Here is a 26325-nt window from a genome sequence, read left to right as displayed (position 1 = left end):
CCGCAAACCGCGGATAACAGGAGAGGACAGCGGTTCGGGAATTCGATGAATCGCTGTCCTCTGCCATAGACAGGGAGGGTTACGGCATGGAGATTTCGGCAAACACGGGCAAGTCCGTCAAGACGGTTGCCAGAAAGAGCAGCAAAAGGGAGCGCAAGGCCCTGTTCTACGGCCTGCTCTTTACAGCGCCGGCGATACTCGGCTTTATTATCTATACGCTAGGGCCGATGATTGCCAGCTTATATTTGAGCTTAACGGATTACAACGTCTTTAAAGACACGACCAGCTTTATCGGTCTGGACAACTATGTCAAGCTGTTCAGCGGCGAAGACGATTTGTTCTACAAGTCGCTTGGCACAACCTTTTATTTCGTTATTCTGCGCGTGCCGGCGGTTATCATTATCTCGTTCTTTTTGGCTATTTTGCTGAATATGAACGTGAAGGGCCGGGCGATTTTCCGGACGATTATCTACCTGCCGAGCATTGTTCCGGCGGTTGCCGCTTCGATGATCTGGCTGTGGCTTATGAACCCGGATCTAGGCCTGCTGAATATGGCGCTCGATTGGCTTCATCTGCCAACAAGCAACTGGCTGTTCGGAGAGGGAAGCGTTATTCCGTCCATCGTACTCACGACATTATGGGGGATTGGCGGTACGGTTATCATTTTCCTTGCCGGCTTGTCAGGCATACCGAAATCCTACTATGAAGCGATTGACGTTGACGGCGGCGGATGGTACAGCAAGCTTCGCCACATTACGGTTCCGATGCTGACGCCAACGATCTTTTTCAATACCATTATGACGATTATCGGCTCCTTCCAGGTGTTCAGCGAAGCGTACATTCTGACCCAAGGCGGACCCAATAACAAAAGCTTGTTCTTCGTCTTCTATCTGTGGCGTACCGCATTCCGCGATACGGAAATGGGCTATGCTTCCGCGCTGGCGTGGGTATTGTTCATCATTATTATGATCTTTACGGTGTTTGTCTTTAAGACCTCGAAATCCTGGGTGCATTATGAGGGGGAAAAACAATGAGAGAGTCCAGGCTGAAGCTTACCGCCGGGTTTACCTCCCTGCTTATCGTTTCCGCGATGTTTATCGTGCCGTTCCTTTGGCTGCTTCGCAGCTCGGTGATGGATTTGTCGCAAATTTTCATCATGCCGCCGCAATGGATACCGAAGCCTTTTCACTTTGAAAACTTCAAGGAGGCCTTAACTGTCGTACCGTTTGGGACCTTCTTCAAAAATACACTCATTATCGTAGCCGGGGTTCTGCTCGGAACGGTTGTCTCGAGTACCATCGCCGCTTTTGGCTTCTCCCGCATTAAGTGGAAGGGGCGCGACATGGTATTCGCCATTCTGATGTCCTCCATGATGCTTCCGGGCGCGGTAACGCTTATTCCAAGCTTTATCGGCTGGAAGGAGCTTGGCTTCTACGATACGTTCTACCCGCTGATCGTGCCCGCGTATTTCGGGGGCGGCATGTTTAATATCTTCCTGCTGCGCCAGTTCTACATGTCGATCCCGCAAGATTTCGACGAGGCGGCTCTAGTGGACGGCGCGAACTACTTCCAGATCTATTGGCGCATCCTGCTGCCGCTCAGCCGTTCGGCCGTTATCGTTGTAGCGCTCTTTACGTTCCTTGCTTCATGGAATGATTTCATGGGCCCGCTCATTTATTTGAAGAGCGACAGCCGTTTTACGCTTGCGCTAGGCCTGCAGATGTTCCAGGGCAGCTATAATGCGCAATGGGATTTATTGATGGCTGCATCAACGGCGGTAGTACTGCCATGCGTATTAGTCTTTTTGATCGGTCAAAGATTTTTCCTGGAAGGCATTACGCTTACCGGGTTGAAAGGTTAACTAGGGCGAATAAGGAGGAAGAAACGTGACCGTTGCGAATCAACAGATTAAAGGCTGGCGCGGAGTTCCGTTCTCGGAAGTAAAGATTAACGATGCATTCTGGCGTCCGCGCCTCGAGACGCTCAAAAACGTAACGATGGGCGTCTGTCTGGACCAATGCGAGAAAACGGGACGGATTGCCAACTTTGCCATCGCCGGCGGATTGACGGATGGCAAGTTTGAAGGCATGTACTACAACGATTCCGATGTGTACAAGGTGCTTGAAGGCGCGGCTTACTCGCTTATGACGGACCGGGATCCCAAGCTGGAGGCGGAGATCGACCGGATTGTGGAACTGATCGAGGCCGCTCAGGAGAGCGACGGCTATTTGTCCACGTATTACACTTTGGAAGCGCCGGAGCTTAAATGGACCGACATGGAAAAGCATGAGATGTACAATGGCGGCCATCTGATTGAAGCAGCCGTTGCTTACTATCAAGCGACGGGCAAGCGCAGGCTGCTGGATGTCGCCTGCCGGATGGCGGATCATTACGACACGCTGTTTGGACCGGGCAAACGCCACTGGGCGGAAGGGCATGAAGAAATTGAATTGGCCCTCGTGAAGCTGTTTGGCGTGACGGGTGAAGACCGGTACTGGAAGCTTGCGCTATGGCTTCTCGAGGAACGCGGCCATGGCCACGGCGTTGGCGCCATCTGGGATAAAGAGGATTGGGGACCGGCGTACTGCCAGGACGATGTGCCTGTAAGGGACATCCGCGAAGTAAAAGGGCATGCGGTCCGGGCGATGTATCTGTACACGGCGATGGCCGATGTCGTGCTGGCTTCGGGTGATCCGGCTTATATGGAAGCCCTCGACCGCGTATGGGCGCATACGGTAGAACGGAACATGTACGTGACTGGCGGCATTGGGCCGTCCGTCCATAACGAAGGCTTCACGTTTGATTACGACCTGCCGAACGAATCGGCTTACTGCGAGACCTGCGCGGCGATCACGATGGCGTTCTGGAATCACCGGATGAATCTGCTGCATGGTCACGGCAAATACGCGGATATCGTGGAGAAAGAGCTGTTTAACGGGGCGCTGTCGGGCATCTCGTTATCCGGAGACCGGTTCTTCTACGTAAATCCGCTCGCATCCAAGGGCGAGCATCACCGGGTGGAATGGTTCCATACTTCCTGCTGCCCGACGAACCTTGCCAGATTCTTGCCGTCGATTGGTCAATACGTGTATGCGGCGTCGGAAGACGGGATTTCGGTGAACCAATACTTAAGCAGCGAGACGACCGTTAAGCTTGCGGGCGGAAGCGGCGTGACGCTTGCCCAAACAACGGCTTATCCTTGGGATGGCCGGGTAGAGCTTCGCGTAAATCCGGAGCAATCGGATGAATTCGTCCTCCGTCTGCGCCTGCCGGGCTGGTGCGGAAGCTACCGGATCTATGCGCAAGGCGAATCCGTAACCGGTGAAGAGGCGCTGGCGGAGAACGGGTACCTCGTTCTTAAGCGGCAATGGCTCCCTGGCGATACGGTCGTGCTGGAGCTGGATATGCCGGTAACTGCGGTGCGTTCCCTCGAAGAAGTGGAAGCGAACCGCGGAAGGATCGCCTTCCAGCGCGGTCCCGTCGTTTATTGCATTGAGCAGGCGGGTAATCAGGAGCTTGTCTATGACGAATTCGCGTTTAAAGCCGCTGAACCGTTTGTTGCCGAGTATGCCGGCGATCAGCTTGGCGGAGTAACGGTGCTGCGCGGCAGAACGGTGGACGGCCGTTCCTGCGAGCTGATCCCGTATTACGCGTGGGATAACCGGGAAGCCGGATTTATGCAGGTGTGGGTACGCGAAGCCGAAGACCGCAGACTGTACCGCTAAGACCCCTTAGCTGCGGCAGGTAATGCGGCGAGCTGTTTGTACAGCCTTTCAATAAGGCTGTATGGACAGCTCTTTTTTTCGTGTTATAATCATCATTCGCCGATTTTTAATGGTAATCGGAGCAATTGAGGAATATTCTGTAACAGGCCTTTCATGCTTTCCGGAGATAAGGTTATCGATGAAATCTATTTCTCAAGATGATAGGGTTATGCTACTATTAATAAACACATATTTCACCAAAATATACCTTAAAATGCACGTTTACAAACAAAAATCGACACAAACTGACGCAAAAATAGGTTTAAGCTGTAAATTTCTTTTTAGGAGGGTCCCATGGGAAAACTCTTTTTATTGTTCGTTTTCTTTACATGGTTGTTCGGTAATCCCATTCTCGCCATCATTGCGCTGTTAGTTATCGTTTACGTTATCGACCGCCGGTTTATCGGTCTGTCCCCAAGCCTGTTGAAGCCGATTCGCCGCTCCTCGCGTTTAAGCAAGCTGAAGAAACATATCGCCCAATCTCCTAACGATACATCCGCCAAAGTAGAAATTGCCCGAATTCTGATCGAGAAAAAGAAATACCGGGAGGCGCTTAATCTGCTTGAGCCGCTTGAGCGGATGCTGGACGATTCCGCCGAATATTGGGATGATCTTGGGCTTTGCCTGATGCAGACCGGACAACCGGAAGCCGGCGAAGCTGCCATGAGCAAGGCGTTGCTGCTTAATCCAAGAGTGAAATACGGCGCACCTTATTTGAGGCTGGCCGCTTATTATTCGAAGCTGGATGGGGAACGGGCACTCTCTTATATCGAGGCCTTTCAGGAGATTCATTCTTCCTCCTGCGAAGCTTACTACCGGCTTGCGGATATCCATGAGCAGATGAACCGCAAAGAGGATGCGATGGAGGCCGTTTCGGAAGGGCTGCGGATTTACCGCTCGCTGCCTCGTTACAAGAAGCGCGCGGAACGCAAATGGGCTCTCCGTTTGTACCTCCGCAAGACCCGGGGATGATGGAAGGAACTGCTTGTTTATTTTGCCGCATGCCATATTGTTGTTTCCGTGAAAATCATCCATAATCGAATTACATTACGAGAGCTTAAAGGAGCATCATATGCCGCGCAATATCTGGCTCATGGCGATTAGCTTGAGCGTTATCATCGTTTTATTAAGCAATGCCGCTTATTATTTTCTGACGAAAAAAACGTTGGAAGATGCGCTAAACCATGAGATGCGGGCTGTTGCGAAGCAAATTGAATTTTCCGTCGAGCAATCGAGGCTTGGAGCCGAAAAGTTCCAGGAGCAGATCGGGAGAGAGCTCCGGGTCGTATCGATCGCGGCTCAATACGCGCTTGATCCGGACGTTGAGAAGGTGACAAACGACCAGCTCAAGGAATTAAGCGCCAAGCTGGGCGTCGAACATATTACGCTGATGAAGCGGACGAAAGACAACATTATCCTGTACAAGTCCTCGGACGTGAACGAGCTGGGTAAAGGGACAAAAACCTGGGATCCCTGGTATGTCGCCTTCAATCAGCTGTTCGACCAGCACGAGGTCAAGATCGACTGGCTGGGCCAGACGCTTCCGAACTTCTGGAGCGGACCGTTTGAGGTGGCCTCAACGGACCCAAACAGCATTTACAAATGGGGCTATTACTACGACGGAACAACCAATTATATCATCGATCCGTACGTCAACTATACGACGCTTGCCGACTACGAGAAGCTGACGGGCATTAACGAGCTGATCGGCAAATCGATTGAGAGCAGCGATTCCTTGCTGGAAGCGACGGTATTTAATCCAATGACGTTTGGCAAAGGCTCCTTCGATACGATTAACGAAGCCGGCGAAGTCCAGGGGCATTTGCTGCAGAAGGATATCTTCTACGGAACGTACCGTTACAAGGGAGACAAAGATGTCGACTATGTGGAGAAAGCTTTTAATACCGGCAAGAGCGTCTCTGCCAAAGAAAAGATTGACGGCAAGCATGTGCTCAAAATGTTTATTCCGGTCTCGACGGGCTCGGGAGTTAACCTGGTCGACGAGAACGGGACCCCGATTCATGGCTACGTGCTTTCGCTCGTATCCGATTATCAGGTCATTCAGGACAGGCTCGACAGCCAGTTTCTGAACATCGGAATTGTCATATTCCTCGTAACGGGCATTAGTCTCCTGATCGCTGCTTTCGCGATGCGGTATTTCCGCCAGACCCGCGAGAAAGTTGTTGTGGTGACGCAGCAGACATACGTAGACGAGATCAACAGCATGTTCCAGTCCATCCGGGCGCAGAGGCATGATTTCCTGAACCATGTCCAGACCATCCATTCCCTCGCGGAGCTGAACAAATCGAGGGAGCTTGTCGCGTATACAAAAGAGCTGACCGGCGAGATCCGGCTGATGAACGATATTATTAATATCGGGAACCCGGCGATTGCGGCGTTGATCCGATCGAAAATCTCGCAGGCGGAAAGCTACCGAATCGCCTTTACCTGCTCCTTCAGCGGGCTAAACCGTCTGGAGATGGGGATTAAGACGCTGGATGTGAACCGGATGCTTGGCAATTTGATCGATAACGCTTTCGACGAGGTTATGAAGTATTCCGAGGAATGCCGGATGGTCGAATTGACGGGACAGCAGGTAGACGGCTTCATCGAGTTCCGCATCACTAATACGTGCTCGAATGCGCGGGAAGTTACGGAAAAGCCGCTCTTTGACGCAGGCTTCTCCACCAAGGACGATGCCCATCAGGGACTTGGCTTGTTTACCGTCAAATCCATTACCGAGCAGTATAAGGGAACCGTACAAATCCATGCTGAAGTGGAAGACCGAATTACCTTCTTTATCCGCATCCCGCACTAATAACATTTGTAAGCTTGGCAGCCCGTTCACTTTCAACGAAGTGAAATGGGCTGCTTTTGTCTTTTCTGAGGGCGCATTTTTTGTGGTATACTAATAAGATGCTAGGTGAACGGAAAGAGGGCAGGTGAACGAACTTGGCAAGTCTTGATGATAAGCTTCATACAGCGCTTGAACACAGTCTGGGACAGCATTTGAACGAAGAGATCATTCGCCGCGGATGGGATTATTATCGGAGCGGCCAGGTGCTGAACGTCAAGCAGGCAGACGAGGATACGTTATACGGCGCCGTACAGGGGTCCGACGTTTATTCGGTTTTGCTTGATTCAGACCATTTCAGATACAGCAAATGCACTTGTCCTTTTAATGATTATTGCAAACATATGGCGGCTGTCTATTTCGCCTATTGCCATAGCCTTGACGGCGAAACGGCTGCCAAAGATGCCTACGACCGGATTACGGGCGTTGACCGGAAGCAGCAGCTAAGTACGGTTACCGTAAGCGTGCCGAAGTTTAGCGGCCGTCATGTGCAGCCATCCGACGATGCTTCGCCGGAAGAATGGGGATTGTGGATGGATGCCGAATACGGCGAAACCTGGCGAAGCTGCCGGCATTCGCTTCATGCCCTGCAGCCGGTTCTGTCCGCGCTTAAGGGAACAACGAAGCATTGGGACAAAAAGAGCCAGCGGCTGCACTGGATGAGCGTCATCTTATTCGTGCTCGACCAAGCGGAGCAGGCCATCAAGACGGTCGATACGTTCAGCCGTTATTATCATGAAATGTCGTTTCTGCGCATGGCGGAGCCGTGGGTAGAACATTATTATACGCTGGCGCTCGAGCTGGAACCTGCCGAGGTGACCGGCCATATCCGCAGCTGGGTTGATTATGTTGCCGGTTACGCGAAGGGCAGAGCCGTGAAAAACGAGCAGCAGCTGTTTGACTGGACCTATATCTATTTGGCCATTTGCGAGCGGATGGCGGTAGATGCAGATTGGTATGAGCATGAGCTTGATGCCATGAGGAAGGAAGAACTCCGCGATTCGGAAGAGCCGGTTAATAGTACCTTTGTGCATACGGCGGCGGCCATGCTCTGTTTCTTCGGGCGCAATGACGAAGAGGCGCTGGCGCATTTCGGCAAGACGGATTTCCAGCGCTCGCAGAAGGTGATCTACCCTTGCGTCGCGCAGCGGCTTGAGGAGGGGGACTGGGAATTGATCGGCCACTGGATGAGCTTCCTGTACGACCATATTTCCAAAGTGAAAAATGCGAGAACGATTGGACCGTTTATGACCTTGTGCCGGAGGGCCGATACGGATCAGCCCGACGAACCGCGCTGGACCCGGTATATGGTTGAGCTTCTTCCGCATTCCTATGCGGATTTGTCCGATCATTGGCTAGCCGTGCAAAAGTACGAGGAATGGGCGGATCTTCAGCTTCTGATCGGCATGAAGCCGGATGATCTTGGCATTCAGAATGTGCGCGAGGTTTCGAAGGCGGCTCCAAGCGTTATGATTCCTCTTTATCACCAGTCGATTGAGGAGGCAATTCATTCGCGCAACCGGCAGGGCTACCGCCTCGCGGTGAAAGAGCTGAAGAAGCTTGAAAGACTGTACAAGGCCGATAAGCACGCGGATAAATGGGAGCGTTACATTGAAGGAATCGCAAGCAAGTATCAACGGCTGCGCGCGTTTCAGGAAGAGCTGTGGAAAGGAAAAATCGTAACATGAAATCATTCATCGGCGCTCGGACGTTACTCGTGGACGGTTACTGGAAGCAAGGCGATACAGCAGAAGACAGTGCGATTATACTCGCGGCGGCAGACCGGGGGGATAGTCCGGCAAGGCTGAAGCAGGTGCTCTTCGCCTGGCATCAAGCCTCTTGGTATGGCGCGGAGGTTGAGGAGATAGATTCGGAAATCGGGAAGGCGCTTAAGCTGCCTCCCCTGCTTGCCGTCGATTACTTGTCCTCACCCCGTCATGTCCGGCTTCTGCAAGTGGAATGGACGGATCGGCTGCAATACTTGATGCGAATGGCAGGCAAGCTTCGCGAGGCGCTGCTTGAGGGATGGTTTCAGCCGGATTGGAGCAGATGGTCGGAACACCGGCGCGCGTGGCGGCTGGAGGTTCCGGCGGAACAGGCTGCTTTTGCCGCGGAATGGCAAGAGCTTGTAAGGAATACCGGGATAACCGGTGCCGATCAGTGGTTAAGCGAGGCTGTTGAAGAGATTTTGGCGCAAAACGGTCCTGCCGCGGCGGCGTGGCGCAAAATTGCCTCGGCGGCTGGCGGAGAATCCGTATTGCTTCATAAAGCAGCCGATGAAGAGGACTGGCTGATTGCGCTTGGTCTTCATAAGGATACGATGCCGTTTAAGGTCGCTTTGCAGCTCGCGGAGCCTGTGGAAGGCGCAAGCTGGCAGCTTCGTCCAGCGCTGCAGGACCGAAACGGCGGAGCATGGATTCCCGTTGCTTACGCAAAAGGGCAATGGCAGGCCTTGTTCGAGCAAGACGGCCCGCTGCCCGAGGACTGGGGGTCGCATCTGGATGCCAGACTAGCCAAGGAGCACGGCAAATGGCTTGCCGTCTTGCCGGAGTGGAGGGATGAAGCGGACCCGGAAAAGCTGCGCGGACAGCTTACGGATAACGATGCCTGGTTCTTTATGGAGAAGGCGAGCCTGCAGCTGCTGGAGGCTGGATGCCCGGTGCTCTTGCCAGGCTGGTGGGAAGCGGTACGCTCCCGCCGTTTAAGGCTGAAAGCAAAGATGAAATCGTCGGTTGGCTCCGACGCGCAGCCGATGTTCGGCTTGGACCAGATCGTGCAGTTCGACTGGAAGATGGCTCTTGGCAATATCGATTTGTCGGAATCCGAGTTCATGCGGCTTGCCGAAGAGAACCGCAGGCTCATGAATATCGGCGGCGAATGGGTTCATCTCGATCCGCAGGATGTCGCTCAGATTCGAGACTGGATCAAGCGGGTCGGCAAGCGCAAAGGGCTGTCGTTCCGCGATGTGATGGAAATGCATTTGCTCGGCGGTACCGTTATGGAGGACGGAGAGGATGCTTCCGCCCAGCTACGGGCAGAGGTAGAGCTGAACGATCATCTTACGAGATGGCTCGAGCAGCTTCAGCATACGGCCGAAATTCCTCTGGTTGATATACCGGAGAGCTTCCTAGGCTCTCTGCGTCCGTACCAGCTGCAAGGGGTTTCCTGGCTGCTGTTCCTCCGTAGATTCGGCCTTGGCGGCGTGCTTGCCGACGATATGGGTCTTGGCAAGACGATTCAGTTCATGGCTTATCTGTCCTATGTGAAGGAGCACGGAAACCAAAGTCTCGGCCCATCTCTACTGATTTGTCCGACCTCCGTTATCGGCAACTGGCAGAAGGAATTGGAGAAATTTGCCCCGACCTTAACGGCGTATCTCCATTACGGTCCAAAAAGGGAAAAAGGCGAGGCGCTTCAAGAAGCGGTTGCGGGTGCCGATATCGTCATTACGTCTTACTCGCTTGCTCAAATCGATGAAGAAGAGCTGAATCAGATCGAATGGGATGCCCTATGTCTGGATGAAGCTCAAAATATAAAAAATGTATACACGAAGCAATCTGCCGCTATTCGCGCATTGCCGGCCAATCATCGGATCGCGTTGACCGGTACCCCGATGGAAAACCGGCTGACCGAGCTATGGTCTATCTATGATTTTATTAACCCGGGATACCTGGGGAGCATGGGCGAGTTCCGCAAGGCGATTGTACTGCCGATTGAAAGAACCCGCGACGAACAGGTCATCAGCGGCCTTCAACGTTGGGTGAAGCCGTTTATGCTTCGCAGGGTGAAGAAGGATCCCGCGATTCAACTGTCGCTGCCGGAAAAGAATGAAGCAAAGACCTATTTGACCTTAACGACGGAGCAAGGGGCGATCTACGAAAATATCGTTGCCGATCTGCTCGAGAAGCTGGATAAGCTGGGTCCGATGCAGCGCCGGGGCTTGATTCTGGCTTCGCTTACGAGACTGAAGCAGCTATGCGATCATCCGGCGATGCTTAATGAAGAACGCGAGCTTCAGCAGCAGTGGGATGAGAACCGTTCGAACAAGGTAGCGCGATTGCTGGAAATGGTGGAGGAGATTGCATCCGAAGGCGAACGCTGCCTGATTTTTACCCAGTTCGTGGATATGGGCGAGCAGCTCAAGAAGCTTCTCGAGGAACGGCTGGGGCTTCCGGTTCCGTATTTGCACGGCGGAGTGCCCAAGGCCAAGCGGGACGAAATGATCGACAAGTTCCAGAACCCGGAAGAGCCATGCTGCGCATTCGTACTGTCCCTTAAAGCCGGAGGTACCGGTCTTAACCTGACGGCGGCCAATCATGTCTTCCATTTCGACCGGTGGTGGAATCCGGCTGTCGAGAATCAGGCGACGGACCGTGCTTTCCGGATCGGTCAGACGAAGCAGGTACAGGTTCACAAGTTTATTACGCTTGGCACGCTTGAGGAAAAAATCGACGAGATGATTGACCGCAAGCAGCAGCTGAACGAGCAGGTCGTCGGGCAGTCGGAGCAATGGATTACCGAGCTGTCCACGGATGAGCTGAAGGAGCTGTTCGCGCTCCGCAAAAACTGGCTGAAGGGATGAGGGGGATAAATGTCTGGAGAAAAGGACAAGTGGGCGAAAGCAATGAGTGAGCGGCACAGCGGTTTCCCTGGACCCGATCAGCTAGACCAGGGGAGCAAAGATTCGGAGACGTCAGGTTCTGAGCAAGGAAATGAAGAGTGGAGAGCTTTTTATAAGGCAATCCGAGCCCATATTGAGGATATGCGTAAGTAATAGGTGATCTATCATTACACAGCTTGTCGGTAATAGTAACCCGAGAAGCTGTGTTTTTTTATCCCTGTTTCGAAAAATAATAGAATTGTATCCCTCATCGGGCTTATTTTCGACCTCCCGAGCAAGGAATCATCGAATCTATAATAAGGGTGCAAGGCAAACAAGCAAGATCATATCGAGGAGGTCTTCTTAAATGAAAAAAAGTACTTTGCTCACCGCCACATTGCTTGCCGCATTCACCATGGTCGCTTCGGCCTGCGGATCGGACAATAACAACGGCGGCAATAACACTCCTGCAAGCACAGAAGCTTCGCAAGAGCCGGCAGCTACAACAGAAGCAACCCCTACTCCCGCAGCGAAGGACGTAACGTTGTCCCTGCGCCATACGCAAATTAAAGAGACCAGCAAAAACCGCCTTAAAATTCTCGAGGATGTTGTTAAGAAAACGCAGGATGAGAACCCTGGCTTGACCTTCAAGCTGGAGGGCATCGACGAAGTAGTCAACCGCGACCAGAAGCTGAAAGCGGAAATGACGGCAGGCAACCCGCCTGATATCTTCGAAGTGTTCGGCGGCGCCGACCTGAACCTGTACGTAAAAGCAGGCCGCATGCTCGACTTGACCCCAATCATTGAAGAGCTTGGCATTAAAGACAAATTCGCCAGCCTTGACGAGTTCACGGTTGACGGTAAAGTATACGGCTTGCCGTTTGGCGGCTATTCGGAAGGCATTTTCTACAACAAGAAAATCTTCTCCGATCTGGGTCTTTCCGTTCCGACCAGCTGGGATCAACTGCTCGAAACAGCGGACAAAATCAAAGCAGCAGGCATTACGCCGCTTGGTCTGGCAGCAAAAGACGGCTGGGTTAACGGCATGCTCTGGAACACGGTTATGGAGCGTAACGTAGGTATCGACGCAATCAACAAGCTTGTTACCGGCGAAACCAAATGGACGGATGAAGGCTTTATCAAAGGCTTCACGGACTACGCAACGCTTGTAAACAAAGACTACTTCACGAAAGGCGCATTGGGTCTTGCTTATGCGGATCAAGGCGCGCAGCTCCTGTCCGGCAAAGCAGCTATGGTATTCACGGGTTCGTGGGATGCTAACCGCTTCACCGGCGACGAAGCAGGCGATCTGAAAGGTCAAATCGGCTACTTCAACTTCCCGTCGATCGCGGGCGGCGCAGGCGACCAAACGTCGATCAACGCGTCTTACTCGAACGGCTTTGGCTTCTCGGCTAATCTGAACGAAGATCAAGTTGCCATGGTTAAGAAATTTATCGCTAACTTCTACAGTGAAGAAATCCAAAAACGCACGCTGCTCGAAGACAAGGTTCTTCCTTCGATGAAGCTGTCCGACCTGTCCGGCGTAGATCCGCTGATCTCTGACGTGCTGACGGTTATGGCTAACGCTTCGACTTCCTGGAAAGCTTACGACGCTATCGTTCAACCTGCCGTAGGCGCTGTTGTAAACGTAGGCTTGCAAGAGCTGATCGGTAAGGTGAGCAAGCCTGAGAAGGTTGCTAAGGATATTCAGGCCGCACAGGACAAAGCTAACGCTGCTGCTGCTAAGTAAGGCCGCTACGCGAAAGTATCATTCTTCCGATCGCCATTGCCACCGAATTTCTTCATTAGGTTCCGTTTAGCGGATGAAATTTCGGATGGCAAAAGCGAACATTCCATTTCTCCAGAATGATACTTTCGCTCCGCTAGTGCGGCGTGGGAACATCCTAAACAACTTCACAGGCAAGGGAAATAGGAAGGGAAAAAGCTAAGGTTTTCTGCGAACCTTAGCTTTTTTTAAAGGAAGCAGGAGGCGAAGTTATGAACAAGGCTCTCAGAAATCCGTATACTTATATCGCGTTCATTCTACCAACGCTTGTATTGTATGCTTTGTTTTTTGTATATCCGGTTATCGTATCGTTTGTTTACGGATTTTTTCAATGGGACGGCATTACGCAAAAGGTGTTTATCGGCCTGGACAATTTCACCCGGCTGTGGAAAGACGACGTTTTCCTGAAATCGCTTGCGAACAATTTCTACTTTATGGCGTTTTCCCTGATCGTGAATATTCCGCTCGTCTTCCTTATCTCGATTCTGATCAGTAAGGTTGGCCGTATGCGTGACTTTTACAAGTCGGCCGTGTTTGTTCCCGTCGTGATCTCGACGGCAACGGTCGCTATATTGTTTGGCGTGTTGTACAACTACGATTCGGGTCTTATCAACCAATTTATTCGTCTGGTCGCGCCGGACAGCTGGGCGCGCGAATGGCTGTCGGATCCAAAGCTTGCGATGCTCTCGATTCTGATCGCGAACGCGTGGCAGAATATCGGCTTCTTTATCGTCCTTTGTCTGGCTGCCATTCTGAACATTCCGAAGGAGATTGTCGAAGCTTCCAAGATTGACGGCGTCAACGGCTGGAGCGAGACCTGGCTTATTACGCTTCCGCTGATTCGTCCCGTGTTGTTCGTTATGCTGCTTCTCACGGTATCCGGCACGATGAAGGTGCTTGATATCGTTCAGATTATGACGAATGGCGGTCCGTTCCAATCGACAGAAGTTATGTCCACGTACATGCTGAAGGTCGGCTTCCGCTCGATGGAGCTTGGTTACGGCAGCGCGATTGGCGTTACGATGTTTATTCTGATTCTCGTGCTTACGGGCATCCTGCAAAAACTGACGAAGCATGAGGAGGTGCAGTACTGATGAATGCAGCAATTACGGGCCTTCGCAGAGGAAAGTTCTGGATTCATTTTTCCTTGATCGTGTACATTATCGCAACACTGTTCCCGCTCGTGTGGCTGCTTATGTCGTCTTTCAAGACGAGCCGCGAGATTACGGTTAATACATGGGGTTTCCCCAAACATTTCAACTTTGACAACTACCGCCAAGCCTGGGAGACGGCAAAAATCGGCCTATACGCTTTGAACAGCGTGAAAGTTACGGTTATCGCCTGTCTAGTCACGCTGCTCTTTGCGGCTATGACATCCTTTGCTTTGTCCCGCATGAAATACTCGCGGATGAACAAGACGGTGTACCAATTTATCCTGTTCGGCCTGCTTGTCCCGCCGGGTGCGCTGTTCATCCCGCTGTACCGTTTGATTCAGCAAATGAGCCTTGGCGGCATTCATTTATACAATTCGCATTTTGGGCTTATTTTGGTATACTGCACATATGCATTGCCTATAACCGTATTTATTATTTATGCATTTATGTTATCTATTCCCAATGAACTTGAGGAAGCGGGAATTATGGACGGGCTGACGGCCGGCGGCTTATTCGTCAAGGTTGTATTGCCTATCTCCCTGCCGGCGCTCGTTACGGTAACGATTCTTAATTTTATCGGCAACTGGAACGAATACATTTTATCCCAATTATTTATAACATCCGAATCGCTCCGCACGCTGCCGACGGGTATGGCCAGCTTTAATGACGGGTACCGTACGAATTTCGCCGCATTATCGGCTGCCGTTATTATGAGTATTATTCCGGTGCTTGTTGTGTACTTCTTCTTGCAGAAGCAAATTATCGAAGGCATGACGGCGGGAAGCGTGAAGGGCTGAGGATGACCGGAAGGGGCCCGCTAGATGAACTTGAGACCGAAACTGATGCTTGCTTTTATATTTCTGGTTGTGGTTCCGATGATTGGACTTGGCATCGTGTCTTTTCTTAATACGGAAGCCGTGCTGGAGAAAAAGTACAGCGAGCAGACCGAGATCTCACTCAAGGCTGTCGGAGGGAATATCAAGTACTTCTTCAAGGAGCTTGATCAGCTCTCCGACACTAATTTAACGAGCTCCGAGGTACAGGATACGCTGAATTACACGAAATATTATTCCAGCGATGACGCCAGCACCCTGATTGCCATTAACCAATCCGAGAAGGAAATGAAGCGTATCCTGTTTCAGCATCCGGCTGTAAGCTATGTGGTGCTGTATGCGATGGATGGAACGATGTTCCGCGCATTCCGCAATGATCCAACGACGTTCCGGCCGATTGCCTTCGAGGCGCTAAAGGATCAGTCCTTATATAATGAAACGATTCAATTAGGAGGCCGTCCGAAGTGGATTGGCCCTTATGAGCATCAAGAGCTGACTGGGGTTGAACCGCCTCTATTTACCCAGCTCAGACTTGTTAAAGACTATGAAACCCTTGACGACTTAGGCCTTATGATCACGCAGTATAAGACCGAAGAAGTTTATTCGATGCTGAATACCTTCCTCAATCCGGAGGCGGAAGGCCCCAATTCCAGATACGTTATTGTAAACTCCGAAGGACTTGTCATGCTGGACAGCGGCAAGCATTTCGAAGGGACCAATATATCGGAATATTCCAGCGTCTTACCGCAAAATACGGCCGATTACTCCAGCGCAAGACTGCGTTTTAACGGGGAAGACAGCCTTGTCTCTTCCTATAATCTCGGCTTTAACGACTGGGTGCTCGTGTCCGTAAAGTCATGGGATATGCTGACGAACGAAAACGAACGTTTTGTCCAATGGATTGGGATGATTACGATTCTATGTATCCTGTCGGCTATTTTGTTTAATATCTTTTTCGTGAACCGGGTAGCGAAAAGCATCATTAAAGTCGTCCGCAAAATGCGTCTCGTTGAGCAAGGTCTTCTGGATATCCGAGTTAACGCGCAGGGCAAGGATGAGACGGTGCTTCTCGCCAACAGCTTTAACAGCATGGTGCAGCGCATTGGCGATCTGCTCACGGAAGTTCGAACGGAGCAAGAGCGCAAGCAGCATGCCGAGATGATGCTGATGCAGGCGCAGATCAAGCCGCATTTCTTGTTTAATACGCTGGAATCCATTAATGCGCTAGCAGCCCAGAATGAGGGCGGGAAGATTATGATGATGGTGCGGCGGCTCAGCAATCTGCTGCGCACAAGCATGCATCATAGCGAAGAGATTTTCCTCAGCCAGGAGATCGAGCATGTCCGCAGTTATTTGGAAATTCAGAAGTATAGATTCGAGGATTTATTTACGTATGAATTAAACGTATCGGAAGAGGCGTTGGAGTATTCCATACTCAAGCTGACGCTTCAGCCGCTTGTTGAGAATAGCATTCAGCATGGCTTTGAGGGGCTGGAAGACGGGGCAGGCATAATTACCATTGAAGTCACGGTCGAACCCCATCAGATTGTTATTATGGTCAGCGATAACGGACATGGCATGAACGAGCAGACGCTCAAAAAATTCGCCGAACGAGAACAGCAGCTGCCAAGCGGGAAACGGCGCAATGCCGCGGAGCTTGGAGAACGGCGGGGACTGGGGCTCCGCAACGTGGCGGATCGCCTTCGCATTCATTATGGTCCATCTTACGGATTAAGGATTTGCAGCGCGGAAGGATATGGCACAGTTATACGCTGCACCATTCCGAAGAACAGAGGTGAACGATTATGAACGGCAAAGTATTGCTCGTAGATGACGAACCGCATATTACCCGAAATCTCGAGAAGGTTATTCCGTGGGAGATGCTTGGCTTAACCGTTGGCGGAACGGCGAAAAACGGGATGGAGGCTCTTGAGCTTCTGGAATCGGAATCGTTCGATCTCGTGTTATGCGATATTCGGATGCCGGTTATGGACGGGCTGGAGCTTGTCAGGCATATTCGGGAAAAAGGGACGGAAAGCGACATTATTATGCTGTCCGGCTATCAGGATTTTGCCTATACCCGGGCAGCTATCCAATACGGCGTGAAGGATTATGTCTTAAAGCCTATTCCTTATGACGAATTAACGGGAGTTATTGCCCGGGTAATGGCCAATCAGCGCCAGAAGAAAAAGCAGCAAAGCGAAGAGCTTCAGAAAATCGGCCGCATGATTGATCTTGCGAGCGAGAAGGTTTTATATGATATTTTGATGGACTATACCGAGGTCACAAGCGGCAACTGGCTGTTTAACGGGGAAGAGCAGGAGCTGGATAAGAAGTATGTGCTGATTGTGCTTGATCTCGACGTCAGCTCGGAGCGGACCAAGGATTGGCGGGAATGGTCGGACAAGGAGCGGAAGCTGTGGAACTTCGCGGTCTGCAATGTCCTTCGGGAGAGGCTTCAGCAGAACGGCCTGCATCATGCGGTAATCCAAATCCGCGACGGCGAGTGGTGCGTGCTTATCGAATGCGAGAAGACGTTAGCTTACAATTTGAAGCAAATTACGATCTGGACGGAGCTGCTGCTTACGGCGGTGAAAAATCACGTCAAGCTATCTCTGTATGCCGGCATTTACCGGGATTACGCGGATATCAAGGCGTTGTCGCAGGCTTACAAAATGGTACAGCAGGGGATGCAGCTAACGCCGGTGCAGGAGCAGATTTCCGTCTACCCGAATGATTGCGCCGGGGCTTCAAGGGAAGACCAAGCCTTCTGGGATACGTCCGAGAAGCTGATTGGGGCTGTCAAACGGGGCGATACATCGGTTGTTGACGAGGAACTAAAGCATCTGACCGCCCAGCTGCAGATGATGAACGAAACCTCGCTTGGACGGTTTAAGCCGATGCTGCATTTCTTTGTGCTTAACCTGATGCGCGAGACGAAGGAAATGGGGATTTTTTCGCGCGAGCAGGAGGATCTTCTTTGGCTGAAGCTGGACCGCAGGTTCGGCATTAAGGATCTGTTGTCGGTCATCCTGCAGGTGACCAAGGCCGTTGCCGAGAAATCGACGGACAAGAAAAAGCAGTCCGAACGCTCCATGGCGGAAGCCAAGGCATTCCTCGGCCGCAATCTCTACAGGGATTTGAGCGTAGAAGAAGCAGCGACCCATGTCGGCTTAAGCACCTCTTATTTCAGCCTGCTGTTCAAACAAACCTATAACGAAACCTTTATTGAATACGTGACCCGCGAACGGATGGAGAAGGCGAAATCGCTACTCGCCGATACGATGAAAAGCATTGCTCAGATTGCCAAGGAAGTTGGTTACGCGGAGCGGAGGTATTTTACGAAGGTGTTTATGAAGTATACCGGGGAGAATCCGACTGATTACCGGAGCAAGCATCAGTTGGCTCAGGAGGAGCAGGAAAGCTAGATTAGCGGGGAAAGAGGGGAAGGTAATGGGAGAATATAATTGGAACGGCTGGTCGCTAAGGGAGAAGGTTGGACAGCTGTTTGTATTCGGATTTCACGGCTATGAACCTACGGAAGAGATCACTTCCTTAATCGAAAAATATGGCATCGGCGGCACAATCTATTTTGGACGCAACGTACGCAATGCGAAGCAGGTTCATCAGCTGTCCAGCTCGCTGAAGGCTATTGCCGGTCGTGCCGGCCGGCCGAACATGCTTGTCGCGATCGATCAGGAAGGCGGCATGGTGGCCCGGATTGTGGACGGCGTCACGCTGATGCCCGGCAATATGGCGCTTGGAGCAACGGGTTCGGCTGAGGGAGCGGGAGAGACCGCCCGCGTATGCGGCGAAGAGCTTCGCTTGTTAGGCGTTACGATGAACTACGCGCCATGTCTAGACGTTAACAATAACCCGGATAATCCGGTTATTAACGTCCGTTCATATGGCGACCGGGCGCACATTGTCAGCGAGCTTGGGAAAACTGCCCTGCTGGGCTATCAGGCGTCAAAGGTAGCCGCAACGGTAAAACATTTCCCGGGCCATGGCGATACCTCGTTAGACTCCCATCATGATTTGCCGGTGCTTCCTCATAGCCGGGAGCGGCTCGATGCGATCGAGCTGGCACCGTTCCGTGCGGCAATTGCGGCTGGAACAGCTGCTATTATGACGGCGCATGTCTGCCTGCCAGCGCTCGATCCGTCGGGTAAGCCTTCGACGTTGTCCCAGCCGGTCTTAACCGGCCTCCTGCGTGAAGAACTGGGCTACAAAGGGGTTATCGTCACCGATTGCCTCGAGATGGATGCCATTGATCGATTTTACGGACCGGCGAATGGCGCGGTACAGGCCATTCAAGCCGGAGCGGACATGGTTCTCGTCAGCCATACGTTTGAAAAACAAGTGGCTGCGCTTGAAGCCGTGGTAGCTGCGGTTGAGAACGGCGAGCTGTCCGAGGAGCGGATTAACGAATCGCTCGCCAGAGTGATGCAGCTGAAGCAGGATTATGAGATTGAAGCTCCTCTTGCGGCTTGGGAAGCGGTTGAACCACAGCTTGCAACCTCCGGCAACCAAGCGGTTGCAAGGAAGTGGAGCGAAGCCTCGGCTACGCTAGTAAAAAATGAAGGCTCGCTGCTTCCGCTGCGCCGGGAAGCCCGTACGCTTGTGCTGTGGCCGGATATCAAGCCGGTATCCGTTGCGGATGAGATGTTATCGGGAGACGGTACGCTTGGGGATTATTTGAAGGATCGCCTTGATCAAGTCGAGGAGCGTTCCATGAGCGGCTCGGATCCGCTTGCCGGCGTGGAAACGTTCGACCAGATTGTTGTGGTCACTTACGATGCGACAAAACACCCGATTGAACGCGAGATCGCAGAGCAAGTCATTAAGCTGGCAGGCGATCGCACCGTTGCGGTGTCTGTCCGCAACCCGCTGGATCTGAACGTATATCCCGTTGCGAAAGCCTACCTGGCCGTATACGAATGCCGTCCGCTTGCCCTGGAATCAGCCGCCAAAGTATTAACCGGGGAGCTGAAGCCAAGCGGCGCATTGCCGCTTGAGCTATCCGCGCAATATCCTTTTGGCTGGAATGTAGCGTTGTAATAATAGAAATGTCTCTGATCTCGTCATGATTGACGTTCAGGGGCATTTTTTATTTAAGGTATGAGGCGGGAGTTTACTGCAACAAATCAATATCCTTTTACGTTTTTTTGTGAAGGAGATATTTTCCATTTTACTTTCGGGGAGGAGGGGAATCTATGAGGATGATAGTGTTAGTTTTGATAGTGTCTTTCCTCTTAGCGGGTTGCAGTGTTCAAAATAAAGAGTCAAGCTCATCATATCCAAGCGCTGTTGCCTGGAATAATATCCTGTATGGATATTCGATTGAGGAGATCTCCATTGAAGAAATCGGTAAAGAGATAGGAAAGATTAAAAGACAAACAACGCCTATGCCGAAAAAAAATGGTGACTCAAATGACCTGCGCATACCAATAGGAAGTATTTTGTTTGAAATAAAAGGAAAAGACCCCAATCAAGCCATTGCAATAAAAGTAGATGATAAGTATTTCAAAGCTTCGAAACTGGGACCATAAGTTAACAATTTAAGGAGGACGATATGAACACCATCATCTATATGGTCAGGCATGCTGAATCACCTTACAATGAAGGAACGGAAAGAACAAGGGGACTTACCGCTAAGGGCAAGGACGATGTTGAAAAAGTTACAGAAATCCTTAAAGAAGAAGGTATTGATGTCGTCATATCCAGCCCGTATAGCCGAGCAATTCTGAGTATTGAGGGATTGGCACTAAACGTGGGATTAGATATCGAAATATTTGAAGATCTCAGGGAAAGGCATTTTGCTAGCGAAGTTATTGAAGATTTAATGTCGGTTATTCATGAGAAATTTTATGATTTTGATTATTGTTTACCGGGTGGGGAGTCTAATTATGAATGCCAGAATAGATCTGTATCAGTGATAAAAAAATTATTAAAAGAACGCTCCGGGAAAAAAATAGCTATCGGAACTCATGGACTTGTAATGACATTGATGATGAACAATTTTGATTCGAGTTATGGTTTGGATTTTTTAAATCAACTGGAGAAACCGGATATATATAAATTAAGTTTTGAAAATTTAGAATTAAAAGAAGTAAGAAGACTGTGGAATGGGGATTTTCGATAGTACAAGAAACAGCGGTAGTTTTGCGACTGCATATCTGAGTCCAAAGCTACCGCTGTTTCTATTTTTAAGCAATCTAATCGATTTATTACTCGAGCATATCCGCGACGATTTTCTCAGACAGCGCATGTGGAGTGTCGCGTCCAGCCGGAAGGGGCCGCATTTTTCTGTTTACGCTTTTACTTAGCCATATATTCGACGAATCTTACAAAGATAGTGGCTACTTCGGCGCGGGTGGCGGTGGCGTTCGGGTCAAAGAGGTTGTTCGGCTTGCCTGATACAATGCCGATGCCCCGCAGCGCCTGAACGGCCTTGAGCGCCCATGAGCTCATCTCACCCTCGTCCGCGAAGGACTTAGATTGGCTTTCAGGTATCTCATAGCCCTTGTACTTCATGTAGTTGTACAGGATTACCAGCATCTGCTCGCGCGTCATCGGTGAATTGGGGTCAAACAGGTTTGTGTTTATACCGTTGACTATTCGGCTTTCGGCTGCCCACTCGACTGCCGCCGTGTACCATTGCCCGTCCGTTACGTCCCTAAAGCGGGAACTCGTGTAGTCGGAGCGGTTTACGTTCTCAAGATTGGCTAGTACCTGCACGAACATCGCGCGCGTCATTGAGGTGCCCGGTGAGAACGTCGTGGACGTCATGCCGTTGAAAAGACCGTATGTGTAGGCGAAGTTTACGTAGCTGTAGAACCAGTCGGCCTTGTTGACATCCCTGAAAGGATTGCCCGACAACACAAGGAAGCCCAGCGGGGTGTCGTCATCGAACACAAGCTCCGTACCCTCATGGAGGTTCAGCGACATGCCGCCGGATAGCGCCACTTCGGCGCTCTTGCCCGCCGGAAGGGTCATCTTATCGTTTGAGTCGATTGTTGTGCCTTCGGGTACCTTGATTTTCGTCCCACCCTTGATCGCGATCTCGCCGCCGCCGGGCAAGGTGGTGTTGCCGTTTTTGTCTGTGACCGCGGGCTTATCCTTAGGTGTATTCACAGTGTAGTTCGACTTCGATCCCGCGTCTGTCCCGTTGCCCGAATTTCCGCTGTTGCCACCAGAAGTTGTCGTCTTCGTCGGCGTAGCCGTTGCGCTGATCTCCGCGCCTTCGCCCTTCGCATTTACCGCAACGATCTTGAAGGTGTAGGCTTGGTCGTTTGTCAGGCCCGTGAAGGTATATTTGGTCTCCGCCGCACCCAGTGTGACTAGCGTCACGCTGCCATACCAGACCTTGTAACCCAATATCGCGCTGCCACCGTCGTCAGCCGGAGCAGTCCAGCTTAATGCGACCTGTCCGTCGCCCGCCGTTGCCTTGAAGCTGCCCGGAGCACCGGGACCGTCCGTTTTTCTCTGCGCGAACATCCAATCAAAGACGTCTGTGTAGTCATTGCTCCAAGTCGGCAAGTTAGGGGACTGCGCCGTTGGAGCTATGCTCCAATTCCCCATCGTTATCTGGTTGTAAAGAACCGCAGCTTCAACCTCGTGCGCTATATAATCAGGCAGGGCAGGTGTGTTGTCCGGATTCGGCCTCTGACTCGGCTGATCATATTGATTGTAGGGCCATGTAAGAGCCTCATTGCTCTCAAAGCGGGAAGCTCTCGCGTTGGTCATTTTCGGCATATTGGTGTTTATGAAGGTAGCGAGGTTAGTCTGGTATATTCCAACGTTATTCGCATTGATAAACATCCAATAGGCCAGTTTGGCGTGAGCGTCGTTGGTGCTCGCATTCGGTGATCCGTTTACCGGAGACATAGGTGCTGCGGCCGCGAAGAAGCCGGGGTAGTCGTTAACTAAGGTGTTCGTATACAAGCCGCCCCAGGAGAAGCCTGCCACGTAAATACGGTTAGGGTCTACTGCGCCGCTGGCAACCAGGTCGTCTATAACCTTCTTAACATTGGCTGTGGAGGGAGTAGATACGCCATTATAGGAAATATTCAGGATATGGCTGGCGTATTTTTTAGGGTTTTCCTCCATTTTTTTCATTAAAGCGACCGAGCCATTGGCGGATTTCATGGCCGCTTTAGGGTCTGTTTCAGCGTTTGTGCCGCCGCGTGACCGGCCGTGAGTATAGACATACAGCGGCAATCGTTGCACCACGTTACCGTTGCCATCCTTGTGAAGGTAGAGCGCGCGATTGACCGAATCGCCCGTAGGTGTTGTAAACTTGTCAAGGATCGGATTCACAACTTTGTCCTGTTCAAAAACCACGTTGCGAAGCGAACTCCCATCTGTTAGTTGGATCTCGTCGTTCTGGACGATGTTGTAAACTTGCTTTGTCGAGTTACTGTTGCCGTCCAGCGTTATATTGCCGCCGCTCTCTGAATAAAACTCAAACTCAACTACGATGTATCGGCCGCTAGCCAGTTCTTCCTGATAATCCGGTGAATGGCTTACCGTGCCCAGATAGCCGCGTACTTTTGGTTCGTTGTTGGCGTATACCCTTGCGATCTTGCGCGTCCCTTCAAAGGTCACCGAGTCGCCGCTGAGGGTCGTGTTCCTAGCCGATACGGTAAACAAGCCCGGTTTAAGCGCGGAGCTTAACGCCGCCTTCCCATCGCCTAAGTCAATGATGACGGCCGTCGTGTACTCGCCACGGGCGAAGTTGTCATTCCATACGATAAAGGGAAGCTGCTTCGCGTTCGGATCGTTTTTGAATGTCACGTGAATGGTATGGTCAGCCTCAATGTTTGCAAAGGTATAAGTGCCAGCAGTTAGAGTCACGGCCTCGCCGTCTACCGTTACGGTATCTACAATTTTGCCGTGATTGGGGTTAAACGAAAATTGTTTGCTTGAGCCCTTAGCAAGTCTCAGAACATCGCCGGGTGGGTCCGGCGTTATTGTACCGCCCGGTCCCGCCGTGGCGGTGATTGAGAATCTGGTATCCGCTTCATTGGCTGAAGTGAGCTGCAGGCTGTCTGTAAATGAAGCATCGCTGGAATAACCCGCGTCCGGAACTCCGAAAGAGGAAACGACTTCATAGCGATCACCGCCCTTTTCCGTCGAGTTATTGATATAGACCTCAAAGGTAAGCTTGCCTTCCTGTAAGGTCAAGGTTCCTTTGGGTATTCTCATCTCCACGATATATCCAGTATCCGTGATCTGGGTCCACGCAGCTCTGCCAGGAGCGGACTGCCCTGAAAACACGCCCGTCGCGCTGACACGCCATTGGTTTGAGCCTCCGGATCCATTGCCGACATAAAACTCCAGGCTGTCGTACTGGTAATCTCCGCCGGCTCCCTTATATAGATTGCTATCCTCCACAACTACGCGGGCATACAGGTAGTCGTGGTCCCAAAGGATTCTGGCTGTGCCTGTGGCATGGGGTCTAGGGTCGTCGGGTACAGTGCTTTTATTGATGGGATGTTCCATTGTCAAGGCCCACAGTGGGTCGTTTGACCCGAGTTCGGGAGTTCCGAAAATGGCGGTCGGCGTTTCATTCGCCTGCAAGCTTGCAAGAGTTGTAGAACTGAGGTCGCCATCAAGTGCTTCTGCGTACTCGCTGTTGTCATTGGCGGCGGCAAAGCTGGCAGACATTAGCGACGCCACCATTACCAAGCAACAGAGGAACGCGAGCATTCTGCCAAAACGTTTTGACATAAATGAAAATCCTCCTTATTTTTCGATCCGGTGGGCCTACGGCTTACCGCATCGTATTCGGACACATTGCCAATTTGACAAACGCCCAACTATATGATGTTGTATATTTACCAGGTTTACAACCTGTCAAAATATAGAATCTATGGAAACGCTTACTCCGAGGAATCTTAAGAAAATAAACATGATTCAACTCAAATAAATTATCCGCAAGGTATGCGCGCTGGTAGTTGTAGCGTCTCCTACTCTCTTCCGATCGTGTAACTTTAAAGGAGCTGCATTGAAAGAGGCTATGTTAATCCTTAATGTTGGAGGGATCTATTTAATGGAGGTTTCAATATGTAAAGCAGAATTAAAAGATGCAGTGAATATTCATGAAATGAAGGTCAAAGCGTTTATGCCCTTGTTGGAAAAATATCAGGATTTTGAAACAAGCCCCGCCAATGAAACCTTAGAAAGAATTATCACTCAAATCAATCAATCTTTTACGGATTATTTCATCATTCATTATCTTGAGGCTGCTGTAGGTGGAATTAGAGTCGTGAAAAAAGATAATCAAATTTATAGTATTAGCCCAATTTTTATACTGCCAGAACATCAAGGAAAAGGAATAGCTCAAAAAGTTTTTACAATGGTTGAGCAGATATATGATGATGCAAAGTCATGGAAGTTGGGTACCATCCTACAAGAGAAAGGAAACTGTTATTTGTATGAGAAGATAGGCTATAAAAAAACAGGTGCAACAAAAGTAATTAACGACAAAATGACAATGGTTTTCTATGAAAAGATTTATAGGTGATTAGCCATTGGAGTTATAAAGCTAGGGGGCAGATAGATGGAGTTTTTATTTATTCGACACGGTCACGGAGAACACCTCAACGATTATCCCAATCGGTTGAATACTTTACACCCTAGTCTGACAGAATACGGCGTGTTTCAGGTAGCTCAACTGCGAGACAAAGTAAGAATTAACCCTGATGATTTGATGCTTGTAAGTCCAACCAAACGTACAATTGAAACAGCTTTGATATTACACAATAGCTTAGACTTCATTATTTCCCCTTTTGTTGGTCCAAGAATGTTCCCACAAAATCAAGAATCCCTTTTTCTATCTTGTGATCAGATCCTTTCTAAAACTGAGATTACAAACCTATATGGAGACGTAAAAATTCTCGATTTTAATTTGGACTGTTGGAAGGAAGGTATAAATAGGATAGACCAAGAGGTTTTCGAAGGGTATGCAAAGCAATTATTAAATTGGATCCCGGAAAGTTATAAGCGAGTATTGATTATCTCGCATGATGGTACCATAACGAACTATCGGATTTTGCTTGGAGAAAAGGGATTAACAAGAGATGATTTTCTCGGTGAGGCAGGAGTCTACCGGATGAAAATAAACGGCTCTACAGTCAAATGAAGAGCAGCGGAGTTGCGATATCAACTATAGCTTAATCACAAAAGCTGCAGCAGATCGGAGGATCTGCTGCAGCTTTTGTTAAAGAAAGGGCAAATCGAGTTCAATCGGAGCGTATTGTCCGCGCACTTGAAACGGGTATGTGTGCTTTAGACGAGAAGGTAAAAAAATGACAACGATCTAAAAAA

The 26325-nt window shown here is 50.6% G+C and carries 18 protein-coding genes; 17 read left to right on the top strand and 1 reads right to left on the bottom strand.

The window, feature by feature from the left end; genetic code table 11:
• Positions 1-86 precede the first annotated feature (86 nt).
• The 15 genes from CFI03_RS12245 (at position 87) to CFI03_RS12175 (ending at position 21136) form a co-directional block, all read left to right on the top strand.
• Positions 87-1034 (top strand): carbohydrate ABC transporter permease, encoded by a 948-nt coding sequence (locus CFI03_RS12245; protein WP_116393834.1) that lies wholly within the window; start codon positions 87-89, stop codon positions 1032-1034.
• Positions 1031-1861, top strand: coding sequence for a carbohydrate ABC transporter permease (locus CFI03_RS12240; protein WP_116393833.1), 831 nt, complete (start codon positions 1031-1033; stop codon positions 1859-1861). The genes CFI03_RS12245 and CFI03_RS12240 overlap by 4 nt, the downstream gene beginning before the upstream one ends.
• 25 nt (positions 1862-1886) lie before the next feature.
• Positions 1887-3725, top strand: coding sequence for a beta-L-arabinofuranosidase domain-containing protein (locus CFI03_RS12235; RefSeq protein ID WP_116393832.1), 1839 nt, complete (start codon positions 1887-1889; stop codon positions 3723-3725).
• 333 nt (positions 3726-4058) lie between these two features.
• Complete coding sequence (locus tag CFI03_RS12230; protein WP_116393831.1) at positions 4059-4736, top strand: tetratricopeptide repeat protein; 678 nt, start codon at positions 4059-4061, stop codon at positions 4734-4736.
• A 100-nt stretch (positions 4737-4836) separates the two neighbouring features.
• Positions 4837-6582, top strand: coding sequence for a sensor histidine kinase (locus tag CFI03_RS12225; protein ID WP_116393830.1), 1746 nt, complete (start codon positions 4837-4839; stop codon positions 6580-6582).
• A gap of 134 nt (positions 6583-6716) precedes the next feature.
• Positions 6717-8306 (top strand): SWIM zinc finger family protein, encoded by a 1590-nt coding sequence (locus CFI03_RS12220; protein ID WP_116393829.1) that lies wholly within the window; start codon positions 6717-6719, stop codon positions 8304-8306.
• Positions 8303-11200, top strand: a complete 2898-nt coding sequence (locus tag CFI03_RS12215) for a DEAD/DEAH box helicase (RefSeq protein WP_116393828.1) — start codon at positions 8303-8305, stop codon at positions 11198-11200. The genes CFI03_RS12220 and CFI03_RS12215 overlap by 4 nt, the downstream gene beginning before the upstream one ends.
• Before the next feature lie 385 nt (positions 11201-11585).
• Positions 11586-12968 carry an ABC transporter substrate-binding protein gene (locus CFI03_RS12210; protein WP_116393826.1) on the top strand — a complete coding sequence of 461 codons (1383 nt, stop codon included), beginning with the start codon at positions 11586-11588 and terminating at the stop codon, positions 12966-12968.
• 248 nt (positions 12969-13216) lie between these two features.
• Complete coding sequence (locus tag CFI03_RS12205; protein WP_116393825.1) at positions 13217-14098, top strand: carbohydrate ABC transporter permease; 882 nt, start codon at positions 13217-13219, stop codon at positions 14096-14098.
• A complete protein-coding gene (locus tag CFI03_RS12200; RefSeq protein ID WP_116393824.1) occupies positions 14098-14955 on the top strand; it encodes a carbohydrate ABC transporter permease in 858 nt (285 codons plus the stop codon). Before CFI03_RS12205 ends, CFI03_RS12200 begins: the two co-directional genes overlap by 1 nt.
• Before the next feature lie 24 nt (positions 14956-14979).
• Positions 14980-16800 carry a cache domain-containing sensor histidine kinase gene (locus CFI03_RS12195; RefSeq protein ID WP_116393823.1) on the top strand — a complete coding sequence of 607 codons (1821 nt, stop codon included), beginning with the start codon at positions 14980-14982 and terminating at the stop codon, positions 16798-16800.
• Positions 16797-18419 carry a response regulator transcription factor gene (locus tag CFI03_RS12190; protein WP_116393822.1) on the top strand — a complete coding sequence of 541 codons (1623 nt, stop codon included), beginning with the start codon at positions 16797-16799 and terminating at the stop codon, positions 18417-18419. Before CFI03_RS12195 ends, CFI03_RS12190 begins: the two co-directional genes overlap by 4 nt.
• 25 nt (positions 18420-18444) lie before the next feature.
• Entirely contained in the window at positions 18445-20052 is a 1608-nt protein-coding gene (locus tag CFI03_RS12185; protein WP_116393821.1) for a glycoside hydrolase family 3 protein, read from the top strand.
• A gap of 155 nt (positions 20053-20207) precedes the next feature.
• Positions 20208-20543, top strand: coding sequence for a hypothetical protein (locus CFI03_RS12180; RefSeq protein WP_116393820.1), 336 nt, complete (start codon positions 20208-20210; stop codon positions 20541-20543).
• A 23-nt stretch (positions 20544-20566) separates the two neighbouring features.
• Positions 20567-21136, top strand: a complete 570-nt coding sequence (locus CFI03_RS12175; protein WP_116393819.1) for a histidine phosphatase family protein — start codon at positions 20567-20569, stop codon at positions 21134-21136.
• 176 nt (positions 21137-21312) lie between these two features.
• Here CFI03_RS12175 and CFI03_RS12170 read toward each other — a convergent pair whose 3' ends face one another.
• Positions 21313-24726, bottom strand: a complete 3414-nt coding sequence (locus tag CFI03_RS12170) for an S-layer homology domain-containing protein (RefSeq protein ID WP_116393818.1) — start codon at positions 24724-24726, stop codon at positions 21313-21315.
• A gap of 277 nt (positions 24727-25003) precedes the next feature.
• On the opposite strand from CFI03_RS12170, the gene CFI03_RS12165 reads away from it, so the two are divergent.
• Together CFI03_RS12165 and CFI03_RS12160 are read left to right on the top strand one after the other, a co-directional pair.
• The gene (locus CFI03_RS12165; RefSeq protein WP_349292473.1) at positions 25004-25522 is read left to right on the top strand and encodes a GNAT family N-acetyltransferase; all 519 of its coding nucleotides are present in this window, start codon (positions 25004-25006) and stop codon (positions 25520-25522) included.
• A gap of 36 nt (positions 25523-25558) precedes the next feature.
• A complete protein-coding gene (locus tag CFI03_RS12160; protein ID WP_116393816.1) occupies positions 25559-26140 on the top strand; it encodes a histidine phosphatase family protein in 582 nt (193 codons plus the stop codon).
• Positions 26141-26325: the final 185 nt, after the last annotated feature.

The organism is Paenibacillus sp. ATY16, from assembly GCF_003399985.2.
GTDB classification, from domain to species: domain Bacteria; phylum Bacillota; class Bacilli; order Paenibacillales; family Paenibacillaceae; genus Pristimantibacillus; species Pristimantibacillus glycanilyticus.
The sequence above is the reverse complement of the archived record's forward strand: the minus strand, read 5'-3'. Positions and strand labels throughout refer to the sequence as shown.

Bases quoted from the DNA above. Each gene is read 5' to 3' on its own strand.
- CFI03_RS12215 (WP_116393828.1), top strand. From the start codon at position 8,303: ATGAAATCATTCATCGGCGCTCGGACGTTACTCGTGGACGGTTACTGG.
- CFI03_RS12170 (WP_116393818.1), bottom strand. From the start codon at position 24,726: ATGTCAAAACGTTTTGGCAGAATGCTCGCGTTCCTCTGTTGCTTGGTA.
- CFI03_RS12195 (WP_116393823.1), top strand. From the start codon at position 14,980: ATGAACTTGAGACCGAAACTGATGCTTGCTTTTATATTTCTGGTTGTG.
- CFI03_RS12210 (WP_116393826.1), top strand. From the start codon at position 11,586: ATGAAAAAAAGTACTTTGCTCACCGCCACATTGCTTGCCGCATTCACC.
- CFI03_RS12160 (WP_116393816.1), top strand. From the start codon at position 25,559: ATGGAGTTTTTATTTATTCGACACGGTCACGGAGAACACCTCAACGAT.
- CFI03_RS12240 (WP_116393833.1), top strand. From the start codon at position 1,031: ATGAGAGAGTCCAGGCTGAAGCTTACCGCCGGGTTTACCTCCCTGCTT.
- CFI03_RS12230 (WP_116393831.1), top strand. From the start codon at position 4,059: ATGGGAAAACTCTTTTTATTGTTCGTTTTCTTTACATGGTTGTTCGGT.
- CFI03_RS12190 (WP_116393822.1), top strand. From the start codon at position 16,797: ATGAACGGCAAAGTATTGCTCGTAGATGACGAACCGCATATTACCCGA.
- CFI03_RS12245 (WP_116393834.1), top strand. From the start codon at position 87: ATGGAGATTTCGGCAAACACGGGCAAGTCCGTCAAGACGGTTGCCAGA.
- CFI03_RS12225 (WP_116393830.1), top strand. From the start codon at position 4,837: ATGCCGCGCAATATCTGGCTCATGGCGATTAGCTTGAGCGTTATCATC.
- CFI03_RS12205 (WP_116393825.1), top strand. From the start codon at position 13,217: ATGAACAAGGCTCTCAGAAATCCGTATACTTATATCGCGTTCATTCTA.
- CFI03_RS12180 (WP_116393820.1), top strand. From the start codon at position 20,208: ATGAGGATGATAGTGTTAGTTTTGATAGTGTCTTTCCTCTTAGCGGGT.
- CFI03_RS12175 (WP_116393819.1), top strand. From the start codon at position 20,567: ATGAACACCATCATCTATATGGTCAGGCATGCTGAATCACCTTACAAT.
- CFI03_RS12200 (WP_116393824.1), top strand. From the start codon at position 14,098: ATGAATGCAGCAATTACGGGCCTTCGCAGAGGAAAGTTCTGGATTCAT.
- CFI03_RS12185 (WP_116393821.1), top strand. From the start codon at position 18,445: ATGGGAGAATATAATTGGAACGGCTGGTCGCTAAGGGAGAAGGTTGGA.